The organism is Streptomyces sp. AF1A (genome assembly GCF_047340315.1).
Lineage (GTDB): Bacteria > Actinomycetota > Actinomycetes > Streptomycetales > Streptomycetaceae > Streptomyces.
The window spans coordinates 1-12,230 of record NZ_JBLEBI010000201.1; the positions used below are offsets into that span (position 1 = coordinate 1).

The following is a 12,230-nucleotide window of genomic DNA, read 5'->3' on the forward strand; positions in this document are numbered from 1 at the left end:
CCGCTCCAGGTCGTCGTGCCCGCCGCACAGCGTCGCCCGCCCCGCCCAGTACACGTCCGCGCGGACACCGGGCCGCAGGGCGGCCACGGCGCGCAGGAACGCGTAGCCGCGCTCGGCGCTCGCGTCCACGCCCGCCGCCCGCAGTGCCCGCACGAAGCCGAGCAGCACGGCGTCGGCCGGCACCCCCTCGACCCCCGCGACCGCCGTGTCCACGTCCGCTCACCTGCCCCGGGCCGCGAGGACCGCCGCGAGATCGAGCCCCCGCGCCCGGTCCGTGTCCTCCCGGTACTTCAGCACCGAGCCCAGCGTCGCCACCGCGAGGTCCGCGTCCACCTCGCTCGCGCCCAGCGCGTCGAGGGCCTCGGCCCAGTCCAGCGTCTCGGCCACGCCCGGCGGCTTGACCAGGTCCGCCCCGCGCAGGGCCTGCACCAGCGCCGTGACCTGCTCGGCCAGCCGCGCCGACACCCGGGGCAGCCGGCGCCGCACGATGGCGAGTTCCCGGGCGAAGGAGGGGTGGTCGAACCAGTGGTAGAGGCAGCGCCGTTTGAGCGCGTCGTGCACCTCCCGGGTCCGGTTCGAGGTCAGCACGACCACCGGCGGCACCTCGGCCCGCAGAGTGCCCAGCTCGGGGACGGTGACCGAGTACTCGGAGAGCAGCTCCAGCAGGAATGCCTCGAACTCGTCGTCGGCCCGGTCGATCTCGTCGACCAGCAGCACCGACGGCTGGGTCTGCAGGGCGCGCAGCAGCGGCCGGGCGATCAGGAAGCGCCGGTCGTACAGCTCGCTCTCCAGGCGGTCCGCGTCCGTGACCCCGGCGGCCTCGGCGGCTCTCAGGTGCAGCAGCTGGCGCGGGAAGTCCCAGTCGTACAGCGCCTGGGCGGCGTCGATGCCCTCATGGCACTGCAGCCGGATGAGCGGCGCACCGAGCGCCTCGGCGAGGGCGGCGGCGAGCGCGGTCTTGCCCACGCCGGCGTCGCCCTCGCAGAACAGCGGCCGGTGCAGCCTGAGGGCCAGGAAGCAGGTGACGGCCAGCCCCTCGTCGACGAGGTACCCCGTCTCCTCCAGGCGGGCCCCCACCTGCTCCGGGTCGTCCATCCGGGGAATCGGCACTCACCCCATCCCGCCGGCCGTCAGCACGGCCCGCTTGGTCAGCACCCGCGCCAGGTGCGCCCGGTACTCGGGCGAGGCGGCCAGGTCCTGCGACGGCTGGGTGCCCTCGGCCGCCGCGTCGGCGGCGCGGGCCACGGCCTCGGGTCCGTCGGCACCGGACAGTGCCTGCTCGGCCGCGGTGGCCCGCAGCGGTGTCGAGCCCATGTTGGTCAGCCCGATGCGCGCCTCGGCGATGTGCCCGTCGTCGCGCCGGACCAGCGCGGCGACGCCGACGATGGCCCAGGACTGGGCGACCGCGTGGAACTTCTCGTAGTGGAAGTGCCAGCCGTCCGTCTTCGGGATGCGCACCTCCACCAGCAACTCGTCCGCGGCCAGCGCCGACTGGAGGTAGTCGACGAAGAACTCCCGCGCCGGAATGGTGCGCCGGCCGCCCGGTCCGGCGACGACCAGTTCGGCGTCCAGGGCCAGGGCCACGGCGGGCAGGTCACCGGCCGGGTCGGCGTGCGCGAGCGAGCCGCCGAGGGTGCCGCGGTGGCGTACGGCGGGATCGGCCACCGTGGCGGTCGCCTCGGCCAGCAGCCCGGCGTGCCGGCGCACCAGCGGGTCGTGGACCACGTCGTGGTGCGTGGTCATCGCGCCGATGGCGAGCATGTCGCCGTCCTCGCGGACCCCGCGCAGCTCCGGGACGCGGCCGACGTCCACGACCAGTTCGGGGAAGGCCAGCCGCAGGCGCAGCAGCGGCAGCAGGCTCTGCCCGCCCGCCAGCACCTTGCCGTCCTCGCCCGCGTCGGCGAGGGCGCGTACCGCCTCGTCCACGCTCTGGGGGCGGGTGTAGTCGAACGCGGGGGGAATCATGCCGGACCCTCCTCACCGGACTGGCCGTACTGGCCGATCTCACCGGACTGGGCGGCCTGCCCGGACTGGCCGGACTGGGCGGGACCGGTCCCGCCGGCCTCCGCGCCCGTGCCGCCCCGGCCGGCGCGGGCCGCCTGCACGGCCTGCCACACCCGGTGCGGCGAGCACGGCATCCGCACGTCCTGGACGCCGAGCGGCCGCAGCGCGTCGACCACGGCGTTCACGACGGCGGGCGTCGAGGCGATCGTCCCCGCCTCGCCGACGCCCTTGACGCCGAGGGCGTTGGAGTTCGCGGGCGTCTCGGTCCGGTCGGTCACGAAGTCCGGCAGGTCGGCGGCCGACGGCACGAGGTAGTCGGCCATGGTGCCGGAGACCAGGTTGCCCTCGCCGTCGTAGACGGCCTCCTCGTACAGGGCCTGCGCGATGCCCTGGGCGAGCCCGCCGTGCACCTGCCCCTCGACGATCATCGGGTTGACGACACGGCCGACGTCGTCGACGCAGACGTAGGACCGGATCTTCGTCCTGCCGGTCTCCGTGTCGACCTCGACCGCGCACAGGTGGGTGCCGTGCGGGAAGGAGAAGTTCTCCGGGTCGACGACGTGCTCGGCGTTGATGGACGGCTCCACACCGTCGGGCAGGTCGTGGTTGGTGAACGTCTCGAAGGCGATCTCCTGGATGGTCTTGCGGGCCTCCGGTGAGCCCTTCACGGAGAACACCCCGTCGCGGAACTCCAGGTCCTGCTCGCTCGCCTCCAGCAGGTGCGCGGCGACCTTACGGGCCTTCTCGACGACCGTCGTCGCGGCCCGGTGCACGGCCTCGCCGCCGACGGCCAGCGACCGCGAGCCGTAGGTGTCCATGCCCTGCGGGGACGCCTTGGTGTCGCCGTGCAGGACCTCGATGTCCTCGAAGGGCACCCCGAGCACGTCGGCCGCGATCTGGCTCCAGCAGGTCACGTGGCCCTGCCCGTGCGGGCTGGTGCCGGTGACGACCTCGACCTTGCCGGTGGGCAGCATGCGGATGCTCGCCGCCTCCCAGCCGCCGGCGCCGTACCTCAGGTCGCGCAGCACCCGGCTCGGCGCCAGGCCGCACATCTCCGTGAAGGTCGACACGCCGATGCCGAGGCGCACCGGGTCACCGCGCTCGTTGCGCTTGTGCTGCTCGGCGCGCAGGTCGTCGTAGCCGAACAGGGCGAGCGCCTTGTCCGTCGCCGCCTCGTAGTTGCCGCTGTCGTACGTCAGCCCCGCGATCGTGGTGTACGGGAACTCCTCGTGCCGGATCCAGTTGCGGCGCCGCAGCTCCACCGGGTCCAGGCCCAGCTCGGCGGCGAGTTCGTCCATGATCCGCTCGATGGCGAACGTGGCCTCCGGACGTCCGGCGCCGCGGTAGGCGTCGGTGGGGGTGCGGGTGGTGAACACCCCGGTGCAGTTGAACTCGTAGGCGTCCATCTTGTAGATCGCCGGGTACATGAAGGCGCCGAGGATCGGGATGCCCGGGGTGACCAGCATCAGGTAGGCGCCCATGTCGGCGATGAGGTCCACCTTCAGGCCGAGCAGCTTGCCCTCGCGGGTGGCGGCGACCTCGATGTCCTGGATCATGCCGCGCCCGTGGTGGGTGGCGAGGTAGCCCTCGGAGCGGGACTCGGTCCACTTCACCGGCCGGCCCAGCTTGCGGGCGACCGCGAGCGCGAGCGCCTCCTCGCCGTAGACCTGGAGCTTGGAGCCGAAGCCGCCGCCCACGTCCGGGGCGACGACGCGCAGTTTGTGCTCGGGGATCCCGGTGACCGTGGCCAGCATGATCCGCAGGATGTGCGGGATCTGGGTCGCCGAGTACACGGTGTACTCGCCGGAGGCGGCCAGCGGGGTGACGACGACCGCGCGCGGCTCCATGGCGTTCGGGATGAGCCGCTGCTGGTGGTAGCGGCGCCTGACCGTCACCTCGGCGCGCTCCCGCACCGCCTCGAAGCTCTCGCCGGTGGCCAGCGGCCAGGTGTAGCAGCGGTTGGTGCCCTTGTCGGCGTGCACCAGCGGGGCGCCCTCCGCGAGGGCCTCCTCCAGGTCGAGGACCGGGGGCAGCGGGTCGTAGTCGACCTCGACCGCCTCCAGCGCGTCGGCGGCGGTGTACCGGTCACGGGCCACCACCACCGCCACCGGGTCGCCCGCGTAGCGGACCTCCTCGACCGCGATCGGCGGGTGGTCGGGCTGCACGATGTCCTCGGTCACCGGCCAGGCGCAGGGCAGCGAGCCGAGCCCTTCGGCGAGGTCCGCGCCGCTGAACACGGCGACCACGCCGGGGCGTTCGCGGGCGGGGGAGACGTCGACCCGGGCGATGCGGGCGTGCGCCATCGGGCTGCGCAGAATGGCCATGTGCAGGAGTCCGGCGACCTGGATGTTGTCGGTCCAGTTGGTCTGGCCGGTGATCAGCCGGGCGTCCTCCTTGCGCAGCCGGGAACGGCCGACCTCGGGTTCGAGAGCCTGATCGGTCATGCTGTGATCTCCTCGCCGACCTGGCGCCCGGAGGCGTGCTGCTGCCCGGCCGCGGCGAGCACCGCGCGGACGATGTTCTGGTAGCCGGTGCAGCGGCAGAGGTTGCCCTCGAGGGCGTGCCGCACCTCGTCGGAGGTGGGGTGCGGGTTCTCCCGGAGCAGATCGCGGGCCGCCATGATCATGCCCGGTGTGCAGTAGCCGCACTGGAGTCCGTGCTGCTCGTGGAAGGCGCGCTGCAGGGGCGTCCACTGCCCGTCCTCCGCCAGGCCCTGCACGGTGGTCACCTCGCATCCGTCCGCCTGGACGGCCAGCACGGAGCAGCTCTTCACGGTTGCTCCGTCCAGGTCGACCGTGCACGCCCCGCAGTTGGAGGTGTCGCAGCCGATCGGGGTGCCGGTCAGACCGAGGTGGTCACGCAGATAGTGGGCCAGGAGGAGACGAGGTTCCACGTCGTCCTCGTACGTCGTGCCGTCCACGTTCACCTTGATGCGGGTCATGGGCCCTCCAGACCATGCGGCAGCAGCGAGGGAAGCCAGTTGAATTCTGTGGTGTAGGTCACTCTAAGACCGGTCCCTGCGGGCGGCGAGTGCTGCGGCATGCCCGGCGGGGCGTTATTTCGTTGCGGCCGCCTCCCGGCCCTGCTGCACTGTGCCGGACCCGACGTCACACCGAGAGGACCGTCAGATGCGCGCTGCGTGCATGTCCGCCCAGGAAGGAACCCACCCCGTGCCGAAGGACATCACGCCCCGTGCATCTGCTCAATCTCGGAATTCTCGCCCATGTCGACGCCGGTAAGACCAGCCTGACCGAACGGCTGCTGCACACGGCCGGGGTCATCGACGAGCCCGGCAGCGTCGACGACGGCAGCACCCGGACCGACACGCTCGCGCTGGAACGGCGGCGCGGCATCACCATCAAGTCGGCCGTCGTGTCGTTCCCACTCGACTCGGTGACCGTCAACCTCCTCGACACCCCCGGTCACCCGGACTTCATCGCCGAGGTCGAGCGCGTGCTCGGCGTCCTGGACGGCGCCGTCCTGGTCGTCTCCGCCGTGGAGGGCGTACAGGCGCAGACGCGGGTGCTGATGCGCACCCTGCGCCGGCTGCGCATCCCCACGCTGGTCTTCGTCAACAAGATCGACCGGCGCGGCGCGCAGGGCACCGCCCTGCTGGAACGGATGGCCCGCAGACTGTCGGCGCCGCTCGTTCCGATGGGCGGCCCCGCCGGGCTCGGCACCCGGGCCGCCCGCTTCGTGCCCGGCCTCGGCCCGGCCGCGCTGGAGGTGCTCGCCGAGCAGGACGACGCGCTGCTCGCCGCCTACCTCGACGGCGCGGTCCCGGACGGCCGCCTGCACGCCGCCCTCGCCGGGCAGACCCGGCGCGCCCTCGTGCACCCGGTGTACTTCGGCTCCGCGATCACCGGAGCGGGCGTACCCCAGCTGATCGACGGCATCGAGCGGCTGCTGCCCGCGGCCGACGGCGGCGCGCACGACCCGCTGTCCGCCACCGTCTTCAAGATCGAGCGGGGCCCGGCGGGCGAGAAGGTCGCATACGCCCGCGTCTTCTCCGGCACCCTCCGCGTCCGCGACCGTGTCCCGTACGGCCGTGCCGCCGACGGCTCCAGGGGAGACGCGGACGCCGCCGGCCGCGAGGAAGACTCTGGTGCCGGTGCCGGTGCCGGTGCCGGTGCCGGCGGCCGTGGCCGCGGTCCCGGGACGGGTGGCCGTGGCGAGGGAGCGGAGGCGCCGCGCGTGCGTACCGGCGGCCGCCCGGAGGGGCGGGTCACCGCGCTCAGCGTCTTCGAGCGGGCGACGGACGTCCGGCGGGACAGCGCCGGTGCGGGGCGGATCGTCAAGGTGCGGGGGCTCGGCGGTGTCCGCATCGGCGATGCCCTCGGCGTCCCGCACCAGGCGTACGAGCACCACTTCGCGCCGCCCACCCTGGAGACCGTCGTCGTGCCCGGCCCCGGTGCCGGCCGGCGCTCCCTCCACCTGGCCCTCACCCAGCTGGCCGAACAGGACCCGCTCATCGCCGTGCGCCACGACGAGCTGCGCGGGGAGACCTCGGTTTCCCTCTACGGCGAGGTGCAGAAGGAGGTCATCCAGGCCACCCTCGCCGACGAGTACGGCCTGGCGGTCACCTTCCGCGCGACGACGACCCTGTGCATCGAACGGCCCGTGGGCTCCGGGCACGCCGTGGAGTACAACAAGAAGGACGCGAACCCCTTCCTCGCCACCGTCGGCCTGCGCGTCGACCCGGCTCCGCCCGGCTCGGGCGTGCGGTTCGGCCTGGAGGTGGAGCTGGGCGCGATGCCGTACGCCTTCTTCAAGGCCGTCGAGGACACCGTGCGCGAGACGCTCGGCCAGGGACTGCACGGCTGGCAGGTCACCGACTGCGCGGTCACCATGACCCACTGCGGCTACTCGCCGCGCCAGAGCCACGCCCACCAGCGCTTCGACAAGAGCATGTCGAGCACCGGCTACGACTTCCGCGGGCTGACCCCGCTCGTCCTCCTCGAGGCGCTGCGCCGGGCCGGCACCCAGGTGCACCAGCCGATGCACCGCTTCCGCCTGGAGGCGCCGGCGGACACGCTCGGCGCCGTGCTGCCGGTGCTGGCCCGGCTGGACGCCGTACCGGAGACCACGGGCGCGCTCGGCGCGGCGGCGCTGCTGGAGGGCACGGTCCCCGCCGCCCGGGTCCACGAGCTGGAGCAGCGGCTGCCGGGGCTGACCCGGGGCGAGGGCGAGCTGGAGACGGCGTTCGACCACTACGCGCCGGTCACCCGCGGACCGCTCCCGGAGCGGCCGCGCACCGACCACAACCCGCTCGATCGCAAGGAGTACCTGCTGAACGTGACGCGGAGGATGGGGGATTGAGCGATGCCGGGTGACGGATGGTCGACTCGGCGGACTTCAGGGCAGACGGACGAGGCCCGTGCTGTCCGTCACCCCGTGTGATCCACAGCCGTACGGCCTCCGGGCGAGTGGGGCGCCGCGGAGACCGTACGGCCGCTCAGCCCCCGTTCACCTTCCGCGGGGACCGGTCCAGTCGGCGGGCACATGGCCCAGCCGGACGCGCTGCGGGTGGTCGCCGACCGGCACCGACAGCACCTTCTGCCCGGTGGCGAAGTCGATGGCCGTGATCCGGTCGGCCCCGGCCTCGGAGATGACACAGTCCCGGCCGTCGCCGCTCACGGTCGCCCAGTACGGGGTCGACGCGGTGATCAGCGGGCCCACGTCGAAGGAGGCCCGGTCGACGACGGTCGCGTAGCCGTCCATCGTCCCGGCCACGCACAGCTTGGTGCCCTCGGGGTTCATGGAGATGCCGTGGTGGCGGGAGTCCAGCAGCCACGTGCTGCGGTCGGGGTCGGTGGCCGGGTTCTCCGGCAGCGTCTTGACCCGGGTGATCCGGTCGGTGGCGACGTCGTACTCCAGGAAGCCGTTGAAGAAGGACACCTGGAAGTACAGCTTGGACCAGTCGGGCGTGAAGGCGGCGGGTCGCACCGCGTCGGAGAAGTTCTTCAGGCCGATCGCGTCCAGCCGGCTCCGCATGTCGATGGTCTTCACCTGTGTGAAGGTGGTCGCGTCGACGACGGTGATGTGCCGGTCGCCCTTCGTCCAGTCCCAGGCGGGGTCGTCGAGGGACGTGGTGACCTCGCCGATGGACATGTTCCAGATGTACCTGCCGCCCTCGGTGAAGAAGTTCTCGTGCGGCTTGTCGCCGGTGTCGAACTCGCCCAGCTCCTTCCCCGTCTCGATGTCCAGCACCTGGACCTTGTTCGCGGTGGAGGCCGAGACCGCGACGCGGGTGCCGTCCGGGGAGACCGCCATGTGGTCGGCGCGGTAACCGGCGACCGGGAAGCGCCAGTTGACGGTGTCCGTGACCAGGTCGATGGAGACGACGTCGGCGAAGCTCGGGCGGGAGACCACCAGCGACCTCCCGTCCGGCGTCGAGTACATGTCGTCCACGTACTGGTCGTGCCCCTCGCCGACCTGGCTGCGGATGGACATGAAGTAGATCCACTTGATCGGGTCGGCGTTGATCTCCGCCATCCGCTGCTGCTTGTCGGGGACGACATCGATCCGGCCGATCTTCGCGAAGTCGCCGGAGGAGCGCACGACATCGGCGGTGCCGTCCCAGTTGTTGCCCACGAACAGCACCTCGCGCAGGCCGTCGGACCCGGCCGGCGCGGCCGTGGCGGCGGTCGCCGGCCCGGCGACGGTGAGGGCGAGGGCGGCGGCCACGGAGCACAGGTGCCTGGTTCTGGAGGCAGGCATGGCTGCTCTCCTTCCTCGGGGGAATCTGAACACGGGCTGATTCACAGTGAACTTACTGAAAAGTAAGGAAGGGCTGGGCTTCTCGACAAGATGTGTGCACGACAAGATTGGGGTCGGCGGCACGACACGGCGGTGCCGGCGTGGGGTGACGGAGGGGGACGGGGTTGGCGGGCAGGCTCAGGGCGCCGACGGGCCGCTACGGCGGCAGGTCCGCCGAGGAGCGGCAGGCCGAGCGGCGCCGCCGGTTCCTCGACGCGGCGCTGCAGTTGTTCGGCGGCACCCCCGGCTACCGGGGCACGACGGTCGCCGCGCTCAGCCAGGCCGCGGGCCTGTCGACACGCCAGTTCTACGAGGAGTTCTGCACCCTGGAGGACGTGCTCGCCGCGCTCCACCTGGAGGTCAACCGCTGGGCGGAGCAGGCGGTGCTGGCGGCCCTCGCAGAGGCGGACGGCCTGCCGCTGGCCGAGCGGGTCGCCGTCCTGTTCCGGGCCTACGCCCGCGACGTCACCTCCGACCCGCGCCGCATCCGCGTCGCCTTCGTGGAGATCATCGGCGTCAGCCCCCGGCTGGAGGAGCAGCGGCTGGCGCGCCGGGCCCGCTGGGTGGACCTGATCCGCGCCGAGGCGGACGCGGCCGCGGCCCGCGGGGAGGCGGCGCCGCGCGACTACCGCCTCGCGGCCACGGCCTTCATCGGCAGCGTCAACGGCCTCCTGCACGACTGGAGCTCCGGCTGGGTGGAGGCCACGCTGGACGACGTCGTGGACGAACTCGTGCGGCTGCTCCTGGGCATGCTGCGGCCGGCGGGCTGGCATCCCCCGGCCCGGTGACCGGCGCGGGCGCCAGGCCCCGGTGGTTCCGGGCCGGGCGGGACGGCCCCGGTTCGGCGCGCGTGATCGGCCCGGAGCTGGTGTGCTGGGGAGGAGATTGTCGTATCCGATCTCCGGAGATACCCATGAGCACCTATCGAGTCGCCCAGGTGACCGAGCCGAACGGCACCTTCGAGCTGGTCGAGCGCGACGTGCCGCAACCGGGACCCGGGCATGTGAGGATCGCCGTGGAGGCGTGCGGCGTCTGCCACAGCGACGCGCTCTTCGTCAGCGGCGGGCTGCCGAACGTGTCGTTCCCCGAGGTCCCCGGGCACGAGATCGCCGGGCGCATCGAGGAACTCGGCGAGGGCGCGCAGGACCGTGGGTGGCGGGTCGGCGACCGGGTCGCCGTCGGCTGGTTCGGCGGCAGCTGCGGGCACTGCACACCCTGCCGTGAGGGCGACTTCATCGTCTGCGTGAAGCTGAAGGTTCCGGGATGGGCCTACGACGGCGGGTTCGGCGAGAAGGTGATCGCCCCCGTCGACGCCCTGGCCCGGATTCCCGAAGGGCTGGCGGCGACCGACGCGGGGCCCATGGCCTGCGCGGGCGTGACCACGTACAACGGGCTGCGGCGCAGCTCCGGCCGGCCCGGAGACCTGGTCGCGGTGCTCGGCCTCGGCGGCCTCGGGCACCTCGGGGTGCAGTACGCGGTCGCGATGGGCTTCGAGACGGTGGCGATCGCCCGCGGCGCGGAGAAGGCCGACTTCGCCAAACAGCTCGGCGCCCACCACTACGTCGACAGCACGTCCGGCACCCCGGTCGCCGAGGCGCTGCAGTCCCTCGGCGGCGCCAGGGTCGTCCTGGCCACCGCCGGCAACTCCGAGGCCATCACCGCCACCGTGGACGGCCTGGCCCACCGCGGCGAACTGGTGGTGATCGGAGCGGACAGCGCGCCCATGGGAATCAACCCGGCCCAACTGCTCATGGCGGGCCGCGTCGTCAGGGGCCACCCGTCCGGCACCGCGCAGGACGTGGAGGACACCATGGCGTTCAGCGCGCTGCAGGGCATCCGGCCGATGACCGAGACCGTGCCGCTGACGAGCGCGGACGAGGCCTACCGCAAGATGCTCTCCGGCTCCGCGCGCTTCCGTATGGTGCTCACCAACGCCTGACCGGCGGGCCGGCGGGCTCGGTCCAGGGCCCGGGGGCTGCGGCCGTGCCCACCGGCCCGGCCGCGACAACGCGGGCCGCGGCACGCCGAAGGCTCGCGCCACCGGTGCGGACGGGCGCCTGGGGCGGCGAGGGGCTGCGGACGGTTCCCGCCACGGGCGACCGTTCAACCGGTGTCGGCCGACGGGCCCGGCCCTCGGATCGGAGGGAGCCGCCACGACGGGGGCACGGTCATGGTGCGCCAGGCGTTCTGCGACGGACCGGTGAGGGGATGCCGCAGCCCCCGGGTCACAGGTTCAGCGTGATCGCGGCCGCCACGCCGCCCAGGCCGAGGGCGAAGGCCGCCTCGCGCCAGCCGCCCGAGCCCCAGCGGAAGAACCGGTCGAGCGCCAGTCTGCCCGGGCCGATGGCGGCGACGGCCAGCGCGACGACGGCGATGGACACGTTGTACTCGACACCGCCGTCCTCCTCCCACAGGCCGTGGGCGCCGGTGACGGTCACCATCGCGTTGATCATCACGCCGATCACGGCCGCCGCCGCGAGCGGGGTGAGCAGCCCGGCAGCCAGGCCGAGGCCCCCGAGGAACTCGGAGAGGCCGCCGACCGCGGCGAAGAGCTTTCCCGGGTGGTAGCCGAGGGCCTCGAAGCTCTTGCCGCTCGCGGTCAGTCCGCGGCCGCCCAGAATCCCGAACAGCTTCTGCGCACCGTGCGCGGCCAGCAGCAGACCGAACGTGAGCCGGAGAATCAAGAGGCCCCAGTCCGCCGCGAACGACGTCGTCACGGCGGTCCGGGGCCTCTGCGAGTCCGTGACAGTCGCGGGTTGGTACCTGATGCGCTGCGCAAGCATGGTGCCTCTCCATAAGACGCGACGAGTGCTTGTTACCGCTTTATACGAACCGGGGACGAGCAGGGATTGCCTTTCTTCCGACCCACGTGGAAAAAGCGCTCAGCGCGGGGTCAACTCCCGTTCCGTCGGCCGGGGCCCGGGGTGATGCAGGTCGAAGGCGGGGGATTCGCTCCGAATGCGCGGCAGGGTGAGGAAGTTGTGCCGCGGCGGCGGGCAGGAGGTCGCCCACTCCAGGGAGCGGCCGTAGCCCCACGGGTCGTCCGCGCCGACCGGCTTGCCGTACTTGGCCGTCTTCCACACGTTGTAGAGGAACGGCAGGATCGACAGGCCGAGCAGGAACGAGAAGATCGTCGACGCCGTGTTGAGCGTGGTGAGCCCCTCGACCGCCAGGTAGTCGGGAATCCGGCGCTGCATCCCGTTCGCACCGAGCCAGTGCTGGACCAGGAAGGTGCCGTGGAAGCCGATGAACAGCGTCCAGAAGGTGATTTTCCCGAGGCGCTCGTCCAGCATCTTGCCGGTCATCTTCGGCCACCAGAAGTGGAAGCCCGCGAACATCGCGAACACGACCGTGCCGAAGAGGACGTAGTGGAAGTGGGCGACCACGAAATAGGAGTCCGACGTGGCGAAGTCGAGCGGCGGCGAGGCCAGCATCACGCCGGTGAGCCCGCCGAACAGAAACGTGAC

At 72.6% G+C, this 12,230-nt stretch carries 10 protein-coding genes and 1 pseudogene; 3 read left to right on the plus strand and 8 right to left on the minus strand.

Features of this window, described 5'->3' with window-relative positions; translation table 11 throughout:
* The 5 genes and pseudogenes from ACLU3S_RS32140 to ACLU3S_RS32160 form a co-directional block, all read right to left on the minus strand.
* Positions 1 to 213: pseudogene (locus ACLU3S_RS32140) on the minus strand (hypothetical protein); the annotation flags it as partial.
* Positions 214 to 219: 6 nt separating this feature from the next.
* Entirely contained in the window at positions 220 to 1,095 is an 876-nt protein-coding gene (locus ACLU3S_RS32145; RefSeq protein ID WP_413955509.1) for an AAA family ATPase, read from the minus strand.
* Positions 1,096 to 1,110: 15 nt separating this feature from the next.
* Complete coding sequence (locus tag ACLU3S_RS32150; protein ID WP_413955500.1) at positions 1,111 to 1,965, minus strand: FAD binding domain-containing protein; 855 nt, start codon at positions 1,963 to 1,965, stop codon at positions 1,111 to 1,113.
* The gene (locus ACLU3S_RS32155) at positions 1,962 to 4,448 is read right to left on the minus strand and encodes a xanthine dehydrogenase family protein molybdopterin-binding subunit (protein ID WP_413955501.1); all 2,487 of its coding nucleotides are present in this window, start codon (positions 4,446 to 4,448) and stop codon (positions 1,962 to 1,964) included. The genes ACLU3S_RS32150 and ACLU3S_RS32155 overlap by 4 nt, the downstream gene beginning before the upstream one ends.
* A complete protein-coding gene (locus ACLU3S_RS32160) occupies positions 4,445 to 4,945 on the minus strand; it encodes a (2Fe-2S)-binding protein (protein ID WP_413955502.1) in 501 nt (166 codons plus the stop codon). The genes ACLU3S_RS32155 and ACLU3S_RS32160 overlap by 4 nt, the downstream gene beginning before the upstream one ends.
* A 251-nt stretch (positions 4,946 to 5,196) precedes the next feature.
* Here ACLU3S_RS32160 and ACLU3S_RS32165 point away from each other — a divergent pair, with 251 nt between their 5' ends.
* Entirely contained in the window at positions 5,197 to 7,323 is a 2,127-nt protein-coding gene (locus ACLU3S_RS32165) for a GTP-binding protein (protein WP_413955503.1), read from the plus strand.
* A 147-nt stretch (positions 7,324 to 7,470) separates the two neighbouring features.
* Here the strand turns inward: ACLU3S_RS32165 and ACLU3S_RS32170 are convergent, their stop codons facing one another.
* Entirely contained in the window at positions 7,471 to 8,724 is a 1,254-nt protein-coding gene (locus ACLU3S_RS32170) for a YncE family protein (RefSeq protein WP_413955504.1), read from the minus strand.
* Positions 8,725 to 8,888: 164 nt separating this feature from the next.
* On the opposite strand from ACLU3S_RS32170, the gene ACLU3S_RS32175 reads away from it, so the two are divergent.
* Positions 8,889 to 9,551, plus strand: a complete 663-nt coding sequence (locus ACLU3S_RS32175) for a TetR/AcrR family transcriptional regulator (RefSeq protein WP_413955505.1) — start codon at positions 8,889 to 8,891, stop codon at positions 9,549 to 9,551.
* A gap of 125 nt (positions 9,552 to 9,676) precedes the next feature.
* Positions 9,677 to 10,702 (plus strand): alcohol dehydrogenase, encoded by a 1,026-nt coding sequence (locus tag ACLU3S_RS32180; protein ID WP_413955506.1) that lies wholly within the window; start codon positions 9,677 to 9,679, stop codon positions 10,700 to 10,702.
* A 286-nt stretch (positions 10,703 to 10,988) separates the two neighbouring features.
* On the opposite strand, the gene ACLU3S_RS32185 is transcribed toward ACLU3S_RS32180, so the two are convergent.
* Complete coding sequence (locus ACLU3S_RS32185; RefSeq protein ID WP_413955507.1) at positions 10,989 to 11,546, minus strand: DoxX family protein; 558 nt, start codon at positions 11,544 to 11,546, stop codon at positions 10,989 to 10,991.
* A gap of 99 nt (positions 11,547 to 11,645) precedes the next feature.
* On the minus strand, positions 11,646 to 12,230 hold a 585-nt coding region (locus ACLU3S_RS32190; protein WP_413955508.1), incomplete at its 5' end, for a cytochrome c oxidase subunit I.